Origin of the sequence: Methylobacterium sp. HMF5984 (assembly GCF_045033435.1) — a bacterium.
Taxonomy (GTDB): Bacteria; Pseudomonadota; Alphaproteobacteria; order Rhizobiales; family Beijerinckiaceae; genus Methylobacterium.
Map to the genome: position 1 here is coordinate 2,864,648 of NZ_JBJFLN010000001.1, position 19,866 is coordinate 2,884,513.

Below are 19,866 nucleotides of genomic sequence, written 5' to 3' on the forward strand. Positions count from 1 at the left end.
GCGCGAATGTCCCCGTCACCGGTCGCGCCATGGTCCATACCGGCTACAATCCCGCCCTCGTCGCCCTGTCCCTGGCGATCGCGGTGTTCGCCTCCTACACCGCCCTCGACCTCGCCGGGCGGATGCGCGGCGCCGCCCGCGGTCCGCGCTGGGCCTGGGTCGCCGGGGCCGCCCTGGCGATGGGCGGCGGCATCTGGTCGATGCACTTCGTCGGCATGCTCGCCTTCGAGATGGGCATGCCGGCCGCCTACGACCTCACGCTCACCCTCGCCTCCCTGCTGATCGCGGTCGGCGCCACCGGCGCGGCCTTCGTCCTGATCAGCCGTCCGGGTGCGGGCCCGCGCGAGGTCCTCGTCGGCGGTCCGCTGATGGGGGTCGGCGTCGCGGGCATGCACTATACCGGCATGGCGGCGATGCGGGTGCCCGGCAATCTCGCCTACAGCTGGCCCGTGGTCGCGCTCTCGGTGGCGATCGCCGTCACCGCCGCGACGGCCGCCTTGTGGCTGACCTTGCGCCGGCACGGCGTTTGGCAGAAGCTGTCCGCCGCATTCGTGATGGGCCTCGCGGTCGCCGGGATGCACTACACCGGGATGGCGGCGGCGACGTTCACGGCGGAGGCCGCCGGCGCCCACGCCGCCCATGCCGGCGGCGTCGGCGCGGGCCAGCAGAACCTCGCCCTCTCGGTCGGCGGCGCGACCTTCCTGATCCTGTTCCTCGCCATGCTGGCCTCGTCCGTCGACCAGCAGCGGGTCCAGCGTGATCTGCAGGCCAGCGAAGCGCGGTTCCGCGCCGCCGTCCAGGCGGTGCGCGGCGTGCTCTGGACCAACGACGCCGCCGGCCGGATGGTCGGCGAGCAGCCCGGCTGGGCGGCGCTGACGGGCCAGGCGCCCGAGGCCTATGCCGGCTTCGGCTGGGCGAGCGCCGTGCACCCCGACGACGTGCAGCCGAGCATCGCGGCCTGGAACGCGACGGTGGCCGCGCGCCGGCCCTTCGTGCACGAGCACCGGGTCCGCGCCCGCGACGGCAACTGGCGTCACTTCGCGATCCGCGCCGTGCCGGTCCTCGACGACCGCGGCGCGATCACCGAGTGGGTCGGCGTGCACACCGACATCACCGAGCAGCGCGAGGCCGAAGGCGAGCTGCGGGAATCGAACGAGGAGCTCCAGCGCTACGCCTACATCGTCAGCCACGACCTGCGCTCGCCGCTGGTCAACGTCATGGGCTTCACCTCCGAGCTGGAGGAGGCCCGCCCCGAGATCCGCCGGGCGCTGGGGGACCACCCGGAGGCCGAGCGGATCGACGCCGATCTCGGCGAGGCGCTGGGCTTCATCCGGGCCGCCGTGACCCGGATGGAGGGGCTGATCGCCGCCATCCTGAAGCTCTCGCGCGAGGGGCGGCGCAGCTTCGCGCCCGAACCCCTCGACCTGACGCGCCTCCTGCGGTCGCTCGTCGACGCGCAGCGCCACCAGATCGAGACCGCCGGCGCGACGGTGGAGGTCGCCCCCGACCTGCCGACCATCGTCGCGGACCGGCTGGCGGTCGAGCAGGTCCTCGGCAACCTGATCGACAACGCGGTGAAGTACCTCGACCCGGCCCGGCCCGGGCGGATCACGATCACCGCACGGTCGGTGGGCAGCAACCGCGTGCGCATCGCCGTCGCCGACAACGGCCGCGGCATCGCCCCGCGCGACCACGCCCGCGTGTTCGAGCTGTTCCGCCGCTCCGGGGTCCAGGACCGGCCGGGCGAGGGGATCGGGCTCGCGCACGTCAAGGCGCTGGTGCGGTCGCTCGGCGGACGCATCGACCTCGCCTCGGCGCTGGGCGCGGGCACCACCTTCGAGGTGACGCTGCCGCGCGAGGCCGCTACAGGTCGTGAGGCACACGGCGCCCCGACGACGCTGGCCGCGGAATGACCCTGGAGGCCGCCATGAACGCCGTCAGCATCGTGATGATCGAGGACGACGACGGCCACGCCCGGCTGATCGAGCGGAACATCCGCCGCGCCGGCGTGAACAACGAGATTATCCCCTTCCGCGACGGCACCTCGGCCCTGGCCTTCCTGCTCGGGCCGGACGGCTCGGGCGAGGCCAGCGCCCGACGCCACCTGCTGATCCTGCTCGACCTCAACCTGCCGGACATGACCGGGATCGACATCCTGGAGAAGGTGAAGGCCAACCCGCACACCAAGCGCTCGCCGGTCGTGGTCCTGACCACCACCGACGACAGCCGCGAGGTGCAGCGCTGCTACGATCTCGGCGCCAACGTCTACATCACCAAGCCGGTGAACTACGAAGGCTTCGCGAACGCCATCCGCCAGCTCGGCCTGTTCTTCTCGGTGATCCAGGTGCCCGAGAATCCATGACCGGCCCTCCCCCCGCCGCGGCCGACCCGGCCGGCACGGCCCGCATCCTCTACATCGACGACGACCCCGGGCTCGCGCGCCTGGTCCAGCGCGCGCTCGGCGCGCGCGGCTACGTGGTCGAGCTCGCCGCCAGCGGCGATGCCGGGCTGGAGCGGCTGGCGCGGGGCGGGATCGACGTCGTCGCCCTCGACCACCACATGCCGGGGCAGACCGGGCTCGACGTGCTTCCGGCGATCCGCGCCCTGCCCGACGCGCCGCCGGTGGTCTACGTCACCGGCTCCGAGGACAGCCGGGTCGCCGTCGCCGCGCTGAAGGCCGGCGCGGTCGACTACGTCTGGAAGGACGTGCAGGGCCAGTTCCGCGAGCTGCTCGGCGGCGCCGTCGACACCGCGCTGCGCCAGGAGGCCCTGCGCCGCGACAAGGAGCGCGCCGAGGCGGAGGTCCGCGCGGCGCGCGACCACGCCGTGATGCTGCTGCGCGAGGTCAACCACCGGGTCGCCAACTCCCTCGCCCTGGTGGCGGCGCTGACGCACATGCAGACCAGCGCCGTCTCGGACCCGGCCGCGAAGGCGGCGCTCGAGGAGATGCAGGCGCGGATCTCGGCCATCGCCGGCATCCACCGCCGCCTCTACACCTCCGACGACGTCGAGGCGGTCGAGCTCGACGCCTATCTCGCCAGCCTCGTCGAGGAGCTGCAGGCGGCGATGCGGGCCTCGGGGCGCGATCACGCCATCCGGCTGAGCGCCGACCCGGTGCGGCTGGCCACCGACAAGGCGGTCTCCGTCGGGGTGGTCGTGACCGAGCTGGTGACCAACGCCTACAAGTACGCCTACCCGGTGAATGCCGCCGGCGAGATCCGGGTCGAGCTCCGGCGCCGGGCCGAGGACACCCTCGAGCTCGCCGTCGAGGATGACGGGATCGGCTGGACGGGCGAGGGACGGCCGCGCGGCACGGGCCTCGGCTCGCGCATCATCCGGGCGATGGCGACGAACCTGCGCTCGGGCCTGTGCTACGTGCCCGACCGCATCGGCACCCGGGCCGTGCTGTCGTTCCGGGCCTGACGGCCCCGTTTTCACGCGGATCGGATCCTCTAGGCGGCCGGGGTCGGGACGGCATCGGCGCGGACGGGGAGCGCCGCCGCCGGCCCCGTCCGGGTGGCGAGCCACAGGACGTTCCGCGGCCCCTCCCCGCTGGCACGCGAGCGCACCCGGACCTCCTCGACGGAGAAGCCCGAGCGGGCGAGCCGCGCCTTGAACTTGCGGTCCGGCCGGCCGGACCAGACGCCGAGGATGCCGCCCGGGCGCAGGGCGTAATGGGCGCGCTTCAGGCCCCAGCCGTCGTACAGGCGGTTGTTCTCGCCCCGGACCATGCCCTCGGGGCCGTTGTCGACGTCGAGCAGGATCGCGTCGAACGCCGCCGGGCCGGACTGGATCAGGCGGTTCACGTCCGCCTCGTGCAGGGCCAGCCGGGGATCGTCGAGGCTGCCGTCGAACAGGTGCGCCAGGGGCCCGCGCGCCCACGCCACCACTGCGGGCACGAGCTCTGCGACGACGATCTCCGCCTCCGGCCCGAAGGCGCCGAGCGCCGCGCGCAGGGTGAAGCCCATGCCGAGGCCGCCGATCAGCACGCGCGCCTTCGGCCGGTCCCGAAGCCGCGCCGCGACGAGGGTCGCCAGCGCCCGCTCGGATTCGCAGTGCCGGTCGCGCATCAGGTCCTGGTTGCCGACCGTGATCGCGAAGGCGTCGCCCTGCCGCATCAGGCGCAGGGTGGTCTCCTCGCCGGGCACGAGACCGGTGTCGACATGGACCCAAGACGTCACGGATGTCCTCCCGCCGTCCGGCGGCGTGGCTGCAGGAACGCCCCTGTACCAGCGGTTCGAGGGCGCCGCGAGGGGCGTGATCCAGGGCCTCGCGCCGCGCGCGCGCCGCGTCAGGCGCCGGCCGCGAGCGTGGCCCGTCCGCGGGCCTTCGGGCGCTCGATCCGGGTGGCGCGCGCGATGCGGCGCAGGCCGAACGACGCCAGCAGGCCGGCGGCGACCAGGAACGGGCTCGCGACGATCAGCGCGGCCACGACCTCGGAGCCGATCAGCGCCGCGAGCGCCTTCACCATCGCGTCGAGGAAGACGAAGAACGCCGCGACGAGCAGCACGAGGATCGTTCCCAGGAGCGCGAACAGGCCGATCAGCGCCCGGAGGTTGCCGTCGATCTCGGTCCGCGCAAGGTCGAGGGTCCGCCCGACCAGGCGCCCGCTCTCGCGCAGGATCCCGAGGGTCAGCGCGAAGGTGCTCTCGGGGGTGCGATCCTGCATCGAGCGGTGCCGTCGTCCAGAAGGGGGCCGGGAGCGGTGCACCAGTTCGGCGCGGCTACCAACCCCGGATGCGACCGGGCGTTCCCGGATGGCGGCGGCCGCCGGTCAGCGCGGCGTGATCGGCGGCGCGAGCGCGCGCTCGCACGCGTCCCGGATCAGCAGCCCCGCGATCCGTCCCGCATCCCAGACGCCCATCAGGACGGCGTGGATCGCACCGGCGGCCAGGAGGAACGCGGCGACCGCGCAGAGGGGAAGGCTCAGGAGGAGCCCGATCACCAGGCGGGCCGCGACGCGCTCGGCGAGGCGGCGTTCGAGCCGCGCCCCCGGGGCGAGGTCGAGCAGGCGTTCGTAGAGCATGGGAAGCCCGCACGATCGAGAATGGGCGGAACTCGGCACGACGGCGACGCAGGCACGCTGTGCCGGTTCAACATCGGCACGGGCCCGGCGTTGCATCGGACGATGCGAAAAACCCCGGGGCGCGGCGTCAGCGCATCCCGCTGCTGGTGAAGACCTGCGCGGCCGGCGCGATCACGACGAGGCTCCCGCACGGGGCCTGCCGCGACAGCACCGCGCTCGCCACGCCCCAGACGAACACGCCGCGCCGGTCCTGCCCCACCACGGGGCCGCCGGAATCGCCGAAGCAGACGCGGCCGCCGTTCACGCGGGCGATCGTCAGCCCGGTGCTCGACGCGGCGACGGGCGTCAGGATCGCGGTGCGCAGCCGGCCGACCACCCGGCCCGACACGCCGGTCCCGGCGACCCGCAGGCTCCTCGGCACCCGGCTCGGGTCGGTGGCGAGCGGCACCGGCACGCGGTCGCGCACCGGCTCGGCGAGGCGCAGCACGGCGAGGTCGAGCGAGAGGCTGTTCAGGTCGACGTCGACGACGTTCGAGGTCATCTGCCCGGGATCCGGGCTGTAGCGCGCGATCACCCGGGCGGTGCGGACCGGCTTCACCGGCTCGCTGCCGCGGAAGAACACCACGAGCGAGCCGAGCGGATCGCCGTTGACGCAATGGGCCGCCGTGAGGATCAGGTCGGATGCGATCAGGACGCCGGTGCAGCGCGAGAGGTGCAGGCCGTCCTCGGGCGCGGTCACGGTCCCGAGCCCGACGGTGGCCTGCGCGAGCGCATCGCCCGACCGGCCCGCGGCACCGCCCTCGAGCGCCGCGGCCGGCGCGCTCCCCGAAGCGAGCGCGAGAAGCGGAACGACGAGACGTGAGGCAAGGTGACGCAGGATGGGGCGAATGCCCGCTCGGGACGGGGTCGAAATTCGGGACACGCGGGCCTCGGGGGTGTGGAACACGCCGTCCAGAGATCATCCGGGCGCGCCGGAGGGCAATCGGGCGCGAGGACGCGGGGGCCGCCGCGCCGTCCTGCGGCTCTCAGGAGTCGCGGCGCGTATCGTCCTTCGCCTCGAGGTCCTTGAGCATGGCGATCACCGAGCGCCGAAGGTCCGGATCGCCGATCGATTGGAACAGGCGCAGCAACTCGGCGGGGTCCGCGTCGGAGCCCGGCGCGCCGGAACGCGGCGAGAGGAAGAACGCCGTGTCGACACGAAGGAGCTCCGCGATCTTCCCCAGCAGGATCCGCGCCCGTTCGGATCGGTCCGATCCGTTGTTCCGACCGTCGTCCACGTCGGACTCCTCACGTCATGCGTCTCGTTATACAACCTAGAATAAACTTTCAATCCCCTATAAACAGGGCAGGATGGTGTCTGTCCAGCCGCATGGTGGGATGGCGACCCAGTTCGCGTACGGAAGACGACGGCCGGCTCCGTCGGACGGCTCCTGCGAAACGGCTGCGCAACACATGATCACGAAGGCGATCGACGTCACCTACGGCCTGTTCCAGGCGTTCGACCGGGCCGGCTCCGTCGGCGATCTGAATCGCACGCTGCTGTCCGCCGTGTCCAAGCTCGGCGTGGAGAGCACGTTCGCCGGCATCATCCCGATGCCCGGCACCAGCCGGCGCGACCAGGCGGCCCACGTCCTGCTCGACAGCACGCCGGCCGGCTGGACCGACCGCTACTTCAAGGCCGGCCACCTGTTCCGCGACCCGACCATCCAGCGCCTGACCACGGACCTGACCGCGTTCCGGTGGTCCGACATCGAGCCGGAATACCGCGCCGACGCGGCCGCCCGGCGGGTGATGGAGGAGGCCGGCGACTTCCGCCTGCGCCAGGGCTTCACCGTGCCGCTGATCACCCTCGACGGGCGCGTCGCGGGGTTCAGCTTCGGGGCCGAGCGGTTCGATCCCTCGCCGGAGCTGCGCGGCATGCTGCAGCTCGTGGCGAGCTACGCCTTCGGCCGCTCGATCGTGCTGAGCGAAGGGCCGCCGCGGCCGGAGGTCCGGCTGACGCCGCGCGAGCGCGAGGCCCTGCAATGGGCCGCCGACGGCAAGACCGAGTGGGAGATCGGCGAGCTGATGTCGATCTCCGAGCACGGCGCCGAGAAGCACCTGCGCTCGATCCGGACCAAGCTCGGGACCGCGAGCCGGACGCACGCCGTCGCGGAAGGATTCCGGCGCGGGTTCCTCAAGTAGGCGCCGCGCGCCTCCGACCTCGAAGACCGCTTCGTCGAAAGCATGCTTCGTCCGGCGTGGGCGTGCGCGTGGGGATGCTCGCGCGGATTGACCGGATCCAGTCAAGTTCCGCTGGTTCGCAGTCGAGAATGGTACGCGAACGCGTACTTTCGGGCGAATACTTAGAAACGATACTGACGGCCATCCAATGGAGGCCGCTTTGATCCATATCGTCACGCCCGAGAACATCGATCGTTACCGCGATGCCATGGAGCAGGCCTATCGCCTGCGTCATCAAGTCTTCGTCGAGGAGAAGGGCTGGCACGACCTCGCCAAGCCCGACGGACGCGAGATCGACCAGTTCGACGACGGCCACGCCGTCCACATGCTCGCGATGCAGGGCGACCGCGTCGTTGGCTACCAGCGCATGCTGCCGACCACCCGCCCCTACCTGCTCACCGAAGTCCTGCCGGAGCTCTGCGAGGTCCCCGCGCCCCGGAGCGCGCGGGTCTGGGAGTGGACCCGCTACGCCGTGCAGCGCGACGTGCGCGACCGCGGCCGCATCCTGAGCCCGGTCGGAAGCGCGCTCCTGGCCGGCATCGTCGAGTGGGGTCTCGAGAGCGGGATCGAGTCGATCGTCATCGAGATGAACCCGCTCTGGCTGCTGCGCCTCGTGCAGCTGCATTTCCGGGTGACCCCCCTCGGCCTGCCCTGCCGGATCGCCGGCGAGGACACCCTCGCCGTGGTCGCGGCCTTCGACGTGCGCACGCTCCGGCGCCTGCGCGAGACCCGCAACGACGCCGCCTCCGTGCTGACCGCGCGCCCCGCCCTGCCGCAGCGCCTGGCGAGCTGACCCCAACCGTTCCGGCGCGATGCCGCCGGACCCCGATCGACGCCAACCCGCGAACGAACCGATGACACGACAGACCCTTCCCGCTTCCACCGAACCCGACAACCCGATGGAGCGCCTCGCCGAGATCTGCATCGAGGCGCACGGCCTGATCGAGGAGGCCGGCACGCCGGAGATGAAGGCGACCCTCGAGGCTCTCCTCGTCCGGGTCGGCTTCGGCCTCGCCGAGCGCCTCGACCCGCAGCACCGCACGGCCTGACCGGCCGGCGAACGGAATCGACGCCGGCCGACTTGTCCACCGCTCATCCAACGACCCGCCGGGATGGGAAACCGATCGGTAAGGGACGCCGCGCCACGGTGTCCCGCGACCAGCATTCGGGATCCGAAAGCCGATGATGACCAAGGACCAGCTCGCGACCGAGCTGAAGCGCATCGCGACGACGCAGATCAGCGACATCACGCGCGCGGTGAAGGAGGGCCAGAAGTCCATCGCCCTCAACGAGGTGCGGGACATGGCCCATCGCCTCGAGCGCCTGGCCGACGCCTTCCACCCGCGGCTCGCCGCGCCCGTGGACGCCGTCGACCCCGGCGCCCAGGCCGCTTGACGCCGTCGCACGGGCCCGCCGGCCCACCCAACCAGGAACGGGGCGTTCGATCATGATCCACGCGTTCTTCAACATCCGCCTCGACGACGCCTACCTGCCGGAGCGCACCGGGCAGCTCGTCCGGGACGCCGGCGAGGCGCGCGCGGTGGCGCGCACCATCATCCGCCGCCTCGTCGTCCAGCACGGCGGCGAGCCGCGCCTGCTGAACGCGGTGATGGCGGTCACCGACGCGGACGGCGCGTCCATCCTCGACCTGTCGTTCTTCGAGGCGCTCTACGTGCCCGTGGCGGCGCCCGAGCGGGCGGGGCCCGCGCGCCCGCGCGCCGACCTGCGCCGCGCGGCGGGCCGGATGCCCGACGCCGTCTCCGGCAAGGCGGCCGCGGCAGTCGCGGGCATCGCCGCTCGGATGCGGGCCCTGTCGACGCATCCGCGGATCGGCGCCGCGGCCCTGCGGCTGCGCGCGCATCTCGCGACGATGGCCGACCTGCTGTCGTTCCGGCGCGACCCGCGGCAGCGCTTCACCCTGCAGCTCGATCCGGGCCGCTGATCGCGACCGCGCTCAGCCGACGAGGGCCAGCGCCCCGATCTCGTCCTGCTCGTCCTGCGGGATGACGTCGACCTCGACCTTGAGCTTCTGCTTGCCCGAGCCGCTGACGATGCCGTCGACGGGCGAGACGTCGCCGTAGTCGCGCCCGCGGGCGACGACGATGTGGTCGTCGCGAACCCCGATGCCGTTGGTCGGGTCGAGGCCGAGCCAGCCGTCGCCGCACCAGACCGCGACCCAGGCGTGGCTCGCATCCGCGCCGCGAAGCCGCGGCCGCCCGGCCGGCGGGATCGTGCGGAGATACCCGCTGACATAGGCCGCGGGCAGCCCGATGCCGCGAAGCCCGGCGATCATCACATGGGCGAAATCCTGGCAGACGCCGGCGCGCAGGGCGAAGGCCTCGGCCAGCGGCGTGTGCACGTCGGTGGCCTTCGCGTCGAAGCGGAAGTCGCTGCGGATGCGCGCCATCAGGTCGAAGGCGGCGCCGTAGGCGCTGCGCCCGGGCGAGAAGCTCGCCCGCGCGTAGTCGGTCACCGCCGGCAGCAGCGGCACCCGGGCGCTCGGGAACAGGAAGTGGACCGGCGCGTCGGCCCCGAGGTCGCGGGACGCGATCGCCGCCATCCGCGCCGCCTCCCAGCTGCGGCCGGATTCGGGCGCCGGCAGCGGCCCGCGCTCGACCCGCACCTTCGACAGCGCCTCGACCCGGAACCGGGTGTGCGGCGCGTCCAGGGTGATGCCGACGGTCTCGATGCCGAAATAGTCGCGCCGGATCACCGCGGTCGCCGGGCTCGGGTCGATCGTCACCGCGCTCTCGAGCACGCTCTGGCCCTCGCCGTCGGCGGGCTTCAGGCGCAGGGAGCAGCGCGCGAAGCCGACCGGCTTCGCATAGGTGTAGGTGGTGACGTGGCGCAGCGTGTAGATCACGCCAGGCCCGCCAGCTTCTCGGGCCGCAGGGCGTGCGGCCCGTTCGGGAAGTAGCGGCCGGCGATGGTGTCGGCGAGCCGCTCCAGGTCGTCCTCGATCCGCGCCAGGCCGACGCCGTCGAAGTCGGCGGCCTCGCCGCTGCGCAGGGTCGCCACGATCCGCGCGGCCAGCCGGCAATGCGGCTCGGGGATGCCGTCGGCCGAGAGCGCCGGCAGCTCGGCCAGGTGCCGGCCGATCGCCTCCGCCTGGAACGCGACCGAGCGCGGGTTGTAGGGGTCGAGGAGCACCATGTCGCGCACGGGGTCGAGGGCCACGCCCTGCATGTAGCGCGCGCCGTAGGTGACCTGCGAATCGGCGAGGGAGAGCAGGACGCCGAGGCAGTCGGCCCCGGCCTCGTCGTGGCCGAAGGCCAGCGTGAAGGCGCAGGTGTTGATCGCCCGCTCGATCCGCCGCCCGAGATCGACGAAGTGCCAGCCGGCGGCGCGGTTCATGTTCTCGTGCGTCAGGCCCGAGAGCGCCGCGATGTGGCTCAGCGCCCGCTCGGCCCGGCCGAGCAGCTGCGACTCGGTGAACGCCCGGGCGGTGTCCAGCGAGAGCAGGTCGATCAAGTCGGCGAGCACCCGCCACGCCTCGCCCGAGAGCCGGGCGCGCAGGGTCGCCGCGTTGGTGCGGGCCGAGATCACGTGGGCGCGGGCGGAGCCGTGGACCTCGCGCCCGACCAGGGCCTCCTGCGCCAGTGCCGCCGTCGGCATGTCGGCGGAGCTGGCCGCCCCCCATTCCTCCAAGAGCGCGCGGATGCGGAGCGCGGTCGGCGCCGCGGTGTCGCCGGAGATGTCGGTGACGACGGCGTCGCCGACGCTGCGCAGGTGCGCCAGCACGAGGCGGATCACCGCCTCGGCCCGCTCGACGTAGCGGCCGAACCAGAACAGGCCGTCGGCCGCCCGCGAGGGCAGGTGCCCGGAGATGCGCCGGACCCGCGGCGTGGCCTGCTGCCCGAGATGGCGCGTGTCGACCGGGTTCTCCGAGAGGATCCAGACGTCGGCCGAGCGGATGCCGAGGCGCATCTCGATCGGGTCGACGTTCTCGCGCTCCGAGACCCGGCAGAAGCCGCCGGGCATCACCCGCCAGCCGTCGGGGGTGCGGGCGGCGAACACGCGCAGCGCGAAGGGGCGGGGGACGAGGTGCAGGCCCCGGTCGGTCCGCTCCCAGGCCGGCATGGTCGAGAGCGGCCCGAGGTCCTGGCCGACGAAGTCGAACGGCCGGTCGTGGAAGGCCGCGATCACCCGCTCGCGCTCGGCGGCCAGCGCCTGCGGCCCGAGGATCGCGTCGCGCCCCGCCCCGCGCTGCGGGGTGGCGGCCGGGCGCAGCGTCATCGCGTCGAGGTTGTCCCGAACGTGGGCGAGACCGGCCGGATCGCCGCACCACCACGCCGGCGGGCTCTTCAGCCTGAGGCCCTCGCCGAGGATGCGCTGCGCGATCCCTTCGAGATACGGGCTGAGGGCCGCCGACTCGACCACGCCGGAGCCCGGCATGTTGGCCATCACCAGGCTGCCGTTGCGCAAGGCCTCGATCACGCCGGGGATGCCGAGCCGCGAGGCCGGGTTGAGCTCCAGCGGATCGAGGAAGTCGCCGTCGATCCGACGCCAGACCGCGTCGGCCCGCTTCAGGCCGGAGACGGTGCGCACGTGCAGGCACCCGTCCTGCATGACGAGGTCGTCGCCCTCGACCAGCATCAGCCCGAGATAGCGCGCGAGCGCCGCCTGCTCGACGTAGGTGCTGCTGTAGGGCCCCGAGGTCAGCAGGCAGATGCGCGGGTCCGAGCGCGCGGACCCGGCCGCCAGGCCTTCGCGGAACGCCTGGAAGAAGGCCGGGAAGCGCTCGACCTGCAGGCTCTCGAGCACGTCCGGGAAGGTGCGGCCGAGCACCATCCGGTTCTCCAGGGCGTAGCCGAGGCCGGAGGGCGCCTGCGTCCGGTCGGCGAGCACACGCCAGGCCCCGTCCGGCCCGCGGCCGATATCGGCGGCGTAGAGCTTGAGCCAGCGCCCGCCGGGAGGCGCGACCCCGTGCAGCGGGCGCAGGAACTCGGGACTGCCGGCGACCACGGCGGCCGGCAGGAGGCCGTCGGCGACGAGGCGGCCCGGCCCGTAGACGTCGGCGAGGACCGCCTCCATCAGCTCGGCCCGCTGGATCAGCCCGGCGCTCAAGGCGCGCCACTCGGCCGCCTCGATCACCAGCGGCAGCGAGCCCAACGGCCAGGCATGCTCGCGCTGGTCGCCGTAGATGCGGAACGAGATGCCGGTGTCGCGGATGTGACGCTCCGCCGAGACGAAGCGCGCCATGATCTCGGGCTCGGTCAGCCGCGCGAGCCGCTCGAGCAGCCGGGGCCACGCGCCGCGCGCGCGGCCGTCCGCGTCGAGATATTCGTCCGGCCGGCCGGGTTCGGGCCGATAGCCATCGGCCCAGCGCGCGAGCCGGTCCGGCTCGTCCGCGGCGTCCGCGTCGGCCGGTGCGTGCCGTCCTGCCGTGACCTGTGCCGCCGCCAGCGTCGGGCTCATGTCGGCTTCGGCGTGCGCAGGTCGAGCGTGAGCGGGAATTCGGGGTTGGTCTCGGGCACCGGCATCGCGATCTTGCCCGGCGTATGGCCGTGGGCCTGGAAGCGGGCGAGGCGCCGCCCCTCCGCCTCGTAGGTGTTGACGGGATGCGTCTCGTAGTTGCGGCCGCCGGGGTGGGCGACGTGATAGCGGCAGCCACCGAGCGCGCGCCCGCTCCAGCTGTCGAGGATGTCGAAGGTCAGCGGCGAGTGCGCGGGGATCGTCGGGTGCAACGACGAGGCCGGCTGCCAGGCCTTGAACCGCAGGCCCGCGACCGCTTCGCCGCCGGTGCCGGTGCCGGTCATCGGCAGGCGCCGGCCGTTGCAGGCGATGACGTGGCGGCCGGGCACGAAGCCCTCGACCTTGACCTGCAGGCGCTCGACCGAGCTGTCGACGAAGCGGACGGTGCCGGCACTGGTCCCCTCCTCGCCCATCACGTGCCACGGTTCCAGCGCCTGACGCAGCTCGAGCTTCACGCCGCCGTGCTCGACCCGGCCGAAGACCGGGAAGCGGAACGCGGCCTGCGCCTCGAAGGCCGTGGGATCGAAGTCGTAGCCCGCGGCCCGCAGATCCTCCAGCACGTCGAGGAAGTCGGCCCAGAGGAAATGCGGGAGCATGAAGCGATCGTGCAGGCCCGTGCCCCAGCGGACACAGCCGCCGACCTGCGGCTCGCGCCACAGCCACGCCACCAGCGCCCGCAGCAGCAATTGCTGCGCGAGGCTCATGCGCGGGTCCGGCGGCATCTCGAAGGCGCGGAACTCGAGCAGCCCGAGCCGCCCGGTCGGCCCGTCGGGCGAGTACAGCTTGTCGATGCAGATCTCGGACCGGTGGGTGTTGCCGGTGACGTCCACGAGGATGTTGCGGAACACCCGGTCGACGAGCCAGCGCGGGATGTTGGGCTCGTCCGGGCCCGGCACCTGCGCCAGGGCGATCTCCAGCTCGTAGAGGCCGTCGTGGCGGGCCTCGTCCATGCGCGGGGCCTGGCTCGTCGGGCCGATGTAGAGGCCGGAGAACAGGTACGAGAGCGCCGGGTGGCGCTGCCAGTACAGCACCAGGCTCTTCAGGAGGTCGGGCCGGCGCAGGAACGGCGAGTCGTCGGGCGTGGCGCCGCCCATCACCACGTGGTTGCCGCCGCCCGTCCCGGTGTGGCGCCCGTCCACCATGAACTTCTCGGCGCCCAGCCGGGTCTGGCGGGCGTCGGCGTAGAGGTCGGTGGTGATCGCCACCGCGTCGCGCCAGGAGGTCGCCGGGTGGACGTTGATCTCGATCACGCCCGGGTCGGGGGTGACCTTGATCACGTTGAGGCGCGGGTCGAAGGGCGGCTCGTAGCCCTCGACGTGGATCGCGAGCCCGAGCCCCGACGCGGCTTCCTCCAGGACGCCGATCAGCTCGAGGTACTCGTCGGCGCGCTGGGTCGGCGGCATGAACACCCGCAGCGTCCCGTCGCGCGGCTCGACGGCGAGCGCGGTGCGCACCGCGACGCCGGTGATGCCGCCGCCGTTGACCGTTCGCTTGCTGGTCCCTTCGCCGGTTCCTTCGCGGGCATGCCCCTCGGGCAGGGGCTCGCGCGGCTCCAGCGGGTCCTGCGGCTGGTAGTAGGGGTAATGCTCCGGCGGCACGTACGGGAGCGAGCCGAGCGGCAGGCGGAAGCCCAGCGGCGAGTCGCCGGGCACCAGGAACGCGTGGCCGCGGCGGAAATCCCAGGCCTCGGAGATCCAGACCCGGTCGGAATCGCCGTCCTTGCCGGTGGGCAGGCTCGCGAGCGGCAGCACGAAGCCGGCCGGGTTGCCGAGGCCCCGCTCGTAGACGCGGTGGATGCGCGAATCGAATTCCACCGAGCCGCTCTTGGCCTCCTGCGTCGTCACGTTGACGGGCAGCTCCGCGCGCTTCTCCTCCCACTGCGCCGGGTCCTCGTAGGCCGGCATCACGTAGTCCTGCAGCCCGAAATGCCCGGCGACCGCATCGATCAGGCGACGCGCGGCGTCGGCGTCGGCCGTCTTCGGGCCGTCCTCCCGCGCGATCAGGTCGGCGTCGCGCCAGATCGGGCGGCCGTCGCGGCGCCAGTACAGGGCGAAGGCCCAGCGCGGCAGGCTCTCGCCCGGATACCACTTGCCCTGGCCGTAATGCAGCATGCCGCCCGGCGCGAAGCGGTCGCGCAGGCGGCGGATCAGCTTGTCGGCCAGCCCCCGCTTCGACGGGCCGACGGCGGCGATGTTCCATTCCGGCGCCTCGAAGTCGTCGATCGAGACGAAGGTCGGCTCGCCGCCCATGGTCAGGCGCACGTCCTGGGCGACGAGGTCGGCGTCGACCCGGTCGCCGAGGGCGTCCATGGCCGCCCAGACCGCGTCCGAGAACGGTTTGGTGATGCGCGGGCTCTCCTCCACGCGCGCCACGGTCATCTCGAAGCCGAACTCGACCTTGGCCGGCTCGGCGAGCCCCGAGATCGGCGCGGCCGAATGGTAGTGCGGGGTGGCGGCCAGCGGGATGTGCCCCTCCCCGCAGAGCAGGCCGGAGGTGGCGTCGAGCCCGATCCAGCCGGCGCCGGGCAGGTAGACCTCGGCCCAGGCGTGCAGGTCGGTGAAGTCGGTCTTGGTGCCCTCGGGGCCGTCGACCGCGGTGGTGTCGGGCACGAGCTGGATCAGGTAGCCCGAGACGAAGCGGGCGGCGAAGCCGATGCGGCGCAGCACCTGGACGAGGAGCCAGGCCGAATCGCGGCAGGAGCCGCTCTTCAGGGTCAGGGTCTCGGCCGGCGTCTGGACGCCCGGCTCCATCCGGACGCCGTAGGCGACCTCGCGGCTGATCTGCGCGTTCAGCGCCACCAGGAACAGCACGGTGTTCGGCTCGGACGGCAGGCGCGCCAGGAAGCCGTCGATCTCAGGCCCCTGGGCGTCGTCGAGGACGCGGTAGGGCGCCAGCTCGGCGACGAGGTCGGGGGCGTAGGCGAACGGGCGGGCCTGCGCGTAGTCCTCGACGAAGAAGTCGAACGGGTTGATCACCGACATGTCGGCGGTGAGGTCGACCTCGATCTTCAGCTCGCTGGTCTTCTCCGGGAAGACCAGCCGGGCGAGCCAGTTCCCGTTCGGGTCCTGCTGCCAGTTCACGAAGTGGTTCTCCGGGGTCACCTTGAGGGTGTAGGAGGGGATCTTCGTGCGCGCATGCGGCGCCGGCCGCAGGCGAATCACCTGCGGCCCGAGCGCGATCGGCCGGTCGTAGGTGTAGTGCGTGACGTGGTGCAGGGCGGCTTTGATCGACACGGGCACTCTCGTCTGGGCGAAGCAGGTGGCGTCCGGATCGAATCCGGCGGTGCCCTCGTCTGCGCCTTATGCGGCAAAGGGGAGGGCGCAAGCAATTTCCATGCGGCGTCCGGCTCCGGGCGGCGCGCCGCGTCCTCCCCGTGCCGCGCCCCCCGGGAACTTTGCCGGGCAAGCCCGTTTGATGCGGCGAGGACGGTCCGCCTGGCGGCGGCCGCCGACGACTGCCGACGACGCCTTCGACGACAGGGTGCTTGCCCGCCTCGGGCGCCGGGACCCGCCATGAAGATCTTCCAGTGCCAAGCCTGCGACCAGCCGCTCACCTTCGAGAGCACGGCCTGCGACAGCTGCCAGCGGCGCCTCGGCTACGTCTGCGAGGTGCATGAGATCTCCGCGCTCGAGCCGTCGGTCCGCTCGGCCCATCCGGGCTCGGCCGATGCGCAGACCTTCCACGCCTACGCGCGGCCCGGCCAGCGCTACCGCTTCTGCGCCAACGCCCGGCACGCGGCCTGCAACTGGCTCGTGCCGGACGACGCGCCCGAGACGTTCTGCGTCACCTGCCGCCACAACCGCGTCGTCCCCGACCTGACGCTCGCCTGGAACCTGACCCGCTGGCGCCAGGTCGAGGCGGCCAAGCACCGGCTGTTCTACTCGCTGCTGCGCCTCGACCTGCCGCTGGCCACCCGTGCGCAATACACCGACGGGCTCGCCTTCGACTTCCTGGTCGACCCGTCCGAGAGCTTCCTGATCGGGCCGCCGGTGCTCACGGGCCACCTCAACGGCCTGATCAGCATGAACATCGCCGAGGCCGACGACGTCGAGCGCGAGCGGCGCCGGATCCGCTTCGGCGAGCACTACCGCACCCTGCTCGGGCATTTCCGCCACGAGATCGGGCATTACTTCTGGTACCTGCTGGTCCAGAACAGCCCGCACCTGTGGACGTTCCGCGATCTGTTCGGCGACGAGAGCCTGAACTACGTCGGCGCCCTGCAGAACCACTACGCCCACGGCGCGCCGGGCGATTGGGAGGAATCCTTCGTCTCGGCCTACGCCACGAGCCACCCGTGGGAGGATTTCGCCGAGACCTGGGCGCATTACCTGCACATCGTCGACACGGTGGAGACCGCCTCGACCTTCGCGCTCCAATTGCGGCCGCAGCTGCGCCGGGGCGGCAGCGAGCCGGTGGTGATCGACTTCGATCCCTATCGCACGCCCGACCTCGACAAGCTGATCGCGGCGTGGCTGCCGCTCACCTACGCGGTGAACTCGCTGTCCCGCAGCATGGGGCAGCCCGACCTCTACCCGTTCCGCCTGACGCCCGCGGTGATCGCCAAGCTCGCCTTCGTGCACGAGCGCATCTACGCGGTGCGCGGCGACATGAGCGCCAAGGCCGGCGCGGGGGCGGGCGCCGACATCCTGCGCGCGGTGATCGCGGGGTTGCGCCAGAAGGTGGCGGTGCCGAACGCGTGAGCGCGCCCGGCCGCCCTACCAGAGGGTGGCGGCCGCGCGTGCCGGCCAGGCCTCGTCGTAGGGGCGGCCGCCGACCTCGCCCGCGCTCAGGGCGGCCAGGATCGTCCCCGGGCTCGGCAGCGTCCCCGCCTCGACGTGGCGGGCGGGATCCCACAGCTGCGCGCGGACGACGGCGCGGGCGCACTGGAAGTAGGCCTGCTCGACGGTGACCACGAGGGCGGTGCGCGGCGCCTGCCCGTCGACGGCGAAGCTTTCCAAAAGGGCCGGATCGGCCGAGACCACGGCCCGCCCGTTCACGCGGAAGGTCGTCCCCGAGCCGGGGATCAGGAACAGCAGGGCGACGCGCGGATCGCGCACCACGTTGCGCAGGCTGTCGATCCGGTTGTTGCCGCGGCGGTCGGGCAGCACCAGGGTGTGCGGGTCGACGACCCGGACGAAGCCCGGACCGTCGCCCCGCGGGCTGCAATCGAGCCCCTCCGGGCCGGCGGTGGCGAGGATCGCGAAGGGCGAGGCCGCGATCAGCGCGGCGTAGTGCGCCGTGATCCGCTCGCTCTCCTTCACCACGGAGGCCGGGGCGAGGTAGTCGCCGTAGATGGCCTCGAGCCCGGCGAGGTCCCGTACGATCATGCCCCTGCCCCCGAGCGCCCGATCCGATGGTGGTGCGTCACGCGCGGTGCGTGACGATCCCGCGAACGCCCGTCAGGCGGATTTCGCTGCGCGGCTCGCCGTGAACGCCGCGTGCTCGGCCAGCAGCTCGCCCGACAGCGCCTTGGCGATCAGCGCGCGGGTCTCCGCCACGCCGTAGAGCGCCACGAACGAGCCGAAGCGCGGGCCGCGGGCCTCGCCGAACAGCACGTTGTAGATCGTCGTGAACCACGCCTGCGACACGCCGGGCCGTCCGTCCGGGCTCTTGCCCTTGCCCGACAGGTCCGGGAAGTGCCGCCGCCCGACCTCGTAGACCACCGCCTGCAAGCCCTCTGGGTCGGTCGAGCCGTCGTGCTCGGAGAGCGACGCGGAGAGGTCGTCGAGGGCCGCGCGCTCCTCCGGGCTCGGGGCCCGGTAGCTCTTGGCCGGGCGCACGAAGTCGCGGAAGTAGGCCAGCGCGTGGCCGACGAGCCGGTCGAGGCCGGGATGGGTCTCGGGGCCGACGTCGGCGGCGTAGCGCCGGATGAAGCCCCAGAGCACGCCCGGCTCCTCGGCGTTGGCCACCGCCACGAGGTTGAGCAGCATCGCGAAGCTCACGCTGCCCTTGGACCCCCCTTGCGCGCCCTCCCCGATCCGCTCCGGCGCGGGCGGGTTGCCGGCATGGATGTGCCAGACGGGGTTGCCCAGGCGCAGCTTGGCGTCCTGCGCGGCGTAGCGCTCGGAGAAGCTCAGCACCTCGTCGACGTGCCGCGGGATCACGTCGAAGAACAGCCGCTTGGCCTCGCGCGGCTTGTTGTACATGAACAGGCTCAGGCTCTCCGGCGTGCCGTAGGCGAGCCAGTCGTCGATGGTCAGCCCGTTGCCCTTCGACTTGGAGATCTTCTGGCCCTTCTCGTCGAGGAACAGCTCGTAGTTGAAGCCTTCCGGCGGCTCGCCCCCGAGCGCGCGGGCGATCTGCCCGGAGAGCTTCACCGAATCGATCAGGTCCTTGCCGGCCATCTCGTAGTCGATGCCCAGCGCCACCCAGCGCATCGCCCAGTCGGGCTTCCACTGCAGCTTGGCGTGGCCGCCGGTGATCGGGGTCTCGTAGGCCTCGCCGGTCTTCGGGTCGCGCCAGGCGAGCGTTCCCCGGTCCGCGTGCACCGCGTCGATCACCACCTGCATCACCTCCCCGGTCACCGGGTGCAGCGGCAGGAACGGGGAATACGAGGCCGAGCGCTCGGCGCGCAGCGACGGCAGCATGATCGCCATCACCGCGTCGTAGCGCTCCGCGACCCGCATCAGGGCCGCGTCGAACACGCCGGAGCGGTAGCAGTCGGTGGCCGAGCGGAACTCGTAGTCGAAGCCGAAGGCGTCGAGGAAGCGGCGCAGCTCCGCGTTGTTGTGCGCGCCGAAGCTGTCATGCGTGCCGAACGGATCGGGCACCCGGGTCAGCGGCTGGTTGAGGTGCTGGGCCAGCATCGCGCGCTCGGGCACGTTGTCGGGCACCTTGCGCAGGCCGTCCATGTCGTCGGAGAACGCGATCAGCCGCGTCGGCACGGCGTCCTTCGTCAGCACCCGGAAGGCGTGGCGCACCATCGAGGTCCGCGCCACCTCGCCGAAGGTGCCGATATGCGGCAGCCCCGACGGCCCGTAGCCGGTCTCGAACAGCACCTCCGGCTTGGGCCGGCGCTCCAGCCGGGCCACGAGCTTGCGCGCCTCCTCGAACGGCCAGGCGGCGGCGGTGGCGGCGGCCTCGATCAGGTCGGGGTCGAAGTGGAGGGGCGCGGACATGGGCTGGGACGCTGGACTGTGACA

At 72.7% G+C, this 19,866-nt stretch carries 19 protein-coding genes; 9 read left to right on the forward strand and 10 right to left on the reverse strand.

The genetic code is table 11. The annotated features are described in order from the left end of the window. Nucleotides 1–29: 29 nt before the first annotated feature. From ACFZ8E_RS13925 to ACFZ8E_RS13935, 3 genes are read left to right on the forward strand one after another with little or no spacing between them, the layout of a single operon-like run. A complete protein-coding gene (locus tag ACFZ8E_RS13925) occupies nucleotides 30–1,913 on the forward strand; it encodes an MHYT domain-containing protein (protein ID WP_405042998.1) in 1,884 nt (627 codons plus the stop codon). A gap of 14 nt (nucleotides 1,914–1,927) precedes the next feature. Continuing rightward, a complete protein-coding gene (locus tag ACFZ8E_RS13930) occupies nucleotides 1,928–2,362 on the forward strand; it encodes a response regulator (RefSeq protein ID WP_147728927.1) in 435 nt (144 codons plus the stop codon). Then, complete coding sequence (locus ACFZ8E_RS13935; RefSeq protein WP_147728928.1) at nucleotides 2,359–3,423, forward strand: sensor histidine kinase; 1,065 nt, start codon at nucleotides 2,359–2,361, stop codon at nucleotides 3,421–3,423. The genes ACFZ8E_RS13930 and ACFZ8E_RS13935 overlap by 4 nt, the downstream gene beginning before the upstream one ends. Before the next feature lie 29 nt (nucleotides 3,424–3,452). Here the strand turns inward: ACFZ8E_RS13935 and ACFZ8E_RS13940 are convergent, their stop codons facing one another. The 5 genes from ACFZ8E_RS13940 to ACFZ8E_RS13960 all read right to left on the reverse strand — a co-directional run bounded on the left by ACFZ8E_RS13940 (nucleotide 3,453) and on the right by ACFZ8E_RS13960 (nucleotide 6,303). After that, on the reverse strand, nucleotides 3,453–4,181 hold the full coding sequence (locus tag ACFZ8E_RS13940; RefSeq protein ID WP_405042999.1) for a spermidine synthase: 729 nt from the start codon (nucleotides 4,179–4,181) through the stop codon (nucleotides 3,453–3,455). A 110-nt stretch (nucleotides 4,182–4,291) separates the two neighbouring features. Then, nucleotides 4,292–4,669 carry a phage holin family protein gene (locus ACFZ8E_RS13945; protein ID WP_147841678.1) on the reverse strand — a complete coding sequence of 126 codons (378 nt, stop codon included), beginning with the start codon at nucleotides 4,667–4,669 and terminating at the stop codon, nucleotides 4,292–4,294. 105 nt (nucleotides 4,670–4,774) lie between these two features. Then, complete coding sequence (locus ACFZ8E_RS13950) at nucleotides 4,775–5,026, reverse strand: hypothetical protein (protein ID WP_147728751.1); 252 nt, start codon at nucleotides 5,024–5,026, stop codon at nucleotides 4,775–4,777. A gap of 127 nt (nucleotides 5,027–5,153) precedes the next feature. Beyond that, nucleotides 5,154–5,948 (reverse strand): trypsin-like serine protease, encoded by a 795-nt coding sequence (locus ACFZ8E_RS13955; protein WP_405043000.1) that lies wholly within the window; start codon nucleotides 5,946–5,948, stop codon nucleotides 5,154–5,156. Between the two features lie 103 nt (nucleotides 5,949–6,051). Next, nucleotides 6,052–6,303 carry a hypothetical protein gene (locus tag ACFZ8E_RS13960; RefSeq protein ID WP_147728750.1) on the reverse strand — a complete coding sequence of 84 codons (252 nt, stop codon included), beginning with the start codon at nucleotides 6,301–6,303 and terminating at the stop codon, nucleotides 6,052–6,054. A gap of 175 nt (nucleotides 6,304–6,478) precedes the next feature. On the opposite strand from ACFZ8E_RS13960, the gene ACFZ8E_RS13965 reads away from it, so the two are divergent. The 5 genes from ACFZ8E_RS13965 (at nucleotide 6,479) to ACFZ8E_RS13985 (ending at nucleotide 9,191) form a co-directional block, all read left to right on the forward strand. Further along, the gene (locus ACFZ8E_RS13965; protein WP_147728749.1) at nucleotides 6,479–7,210 is read left to right on the forward strand and encodes a LuxR family transcriptional regulator; all 732 of its coding nucleotides are present in this window, start codon (nucleotides 6,479–6,481) and stop codon (nucleotides 7,208–7,210) included. Nucleotides 7,211–7,409: 199 nt separating this feature from the next. Beyond that, a complete protein-coding gene (locus ACFZ8E_RS13970) occupies nucleotides 7,410–8,042 on the forward strand; it encodes an acyl-homoserine-lactone synthase (RefSeq protein WP_147841676.1) in 633 nt (210 codons plus the stop codon). Between the two features lie 61 nt (nucleotides 8,043–8,103). Continuing rightward, nucleotides 8,104–8,298, forward strand: coding sequence for a hypothetical protein (locus ACFZ8E_RS13975; protein ID WP_147728747.1), 195 nt, complete (start codon nucleotides 8,104–8,106; stop codon nucleotides 8,296–8,298). A 133-nt stretch (nucleotides 8,299–8,431) separates the two neighbouring features. Further along, entirely contained in the window at nucleotides 8,432–8,644 is a 213-nt protein-coding gene (locus ACFZ8E_RS13980; protein ID WP_147728746.1) for a hypothetical protein, read from the forward strand. A 52-nt stretch (nucleotides 8,645–8,696) separates the two neighbouring features. After that, nucleotides 8,697–9,191: a DUF6894 family protein gene (locus ACFZ8E_RS13985; protein WP_243935911.1), complete on the forward strand. Its 495-nt coding sequence runs from the start codon at nucleotides 8,697–8,699 to the stop codon at nucleotides 9,189–9,191. Between the two features lie 12 nt (nucleotides 9,192–9,203). On the opposite strand, the gene ACFZ8E_RS13990 is transcribed toward ACFZ8E_RS13985, so the two are convergent. Genes ACFZ8E_RS13990 through ACFZ8E_RS14000 form a run of 3 tightly spaced genes read right to left on the reverse strand, consistent with a single transcriptional unit; the run spans nucleotide 9,204 to nucleotide 15,957 of the window. Then, nucleotides 9,204–10,112, reverse strand: a complete 909-nt coding sequence (locus tag ACFZ8E_RS13990; RefSeq protein ID WP_243988993.1) for a transglutaminase family protein — start codon at nucleotides 10,110–10,112, stop codon at nucleotides 9,204–9,206. Further along, complete coding sequence (locus tag ACFZ8E_RS13995; RefSeq protein ID WP_243988994.1) at nucleotides 10,109–12,667, reverse strand: circularly permuted type 2 ATP-grasp protein; 2,559 nt, start codon at nucleotides 12,665–12,667, stop codon at nucleotides 10,109–10,111. Before ACFZ8E_RS13995 ends, ACFZ8E_RS13990 begins: the two co-directional genes overlap by 4 nt. Further along, a complete protein-coding gene (locus tag ACFZ8E_RS14000; protein WP_405043001.1) occupies nucleotides 12,664–15,957 on the reverse strand; it encodes a DUF2126 domain-containing protein in 3,294 nt (1,097 codons plus the stop codon). The genes ACFZ8E_RS13995 and ACFZ8E_RS14000 overlap by 4 nt, the downstream gene beginning before the upstream one ends. A gap of 279 nt (nucleotides 15,958–16,236) precedes the next feature. Here ACFZ8E_RS14000 and ACFZ8E_RS14005 point away from each other — a divergent pair, with 279 nt between their 5' ends. Further along, entirely contained in the window at nucleotides 16,237–17,424 is a 1,188-nt protein-coding gene (locus ACFZ8E_RS14005) for a putative zinc-binding metallopeptidase (protein WP_405043002.1), read from the forward strand. Nucleotides 17,425–17,439: 15 nt separating this feature from the next. Here the strand turns inward: ACFZ8E_RS14005 and ACFZ8E_RS14010 are convergent, their stop codons facing one another. After that, on the reverse strand, nucleotides 17,440–18,051 hold the full coding sequence (locus ACFZ8E_RS14010) for a pyridoxamine 5'-phosphate oxidase family protein (protein WP_405043003.1): 612 nt from the start codon (nucleotides 18,049–18,051) through the stop codon (nucleotides 17,440–17,442). A 72-nt stretch (nucleotides 18,052–18,123) separates the two neighbouring features. Beyond that, nucleotides 18,124–19,842 (reverse strand): lysine--tRNA ligase, encoded by a 1,719-nt coding sequence (locus ACFZ8E_RS14015; protein ID WP_405043004.1) that lies wholly within the window; start codon nucleotides 19,840–19,842, stop codon nucleotides 18,124–18,126. Between the last annotated feature and the right edge of the window lie 24 nt (nucleotides 19,843–19,866).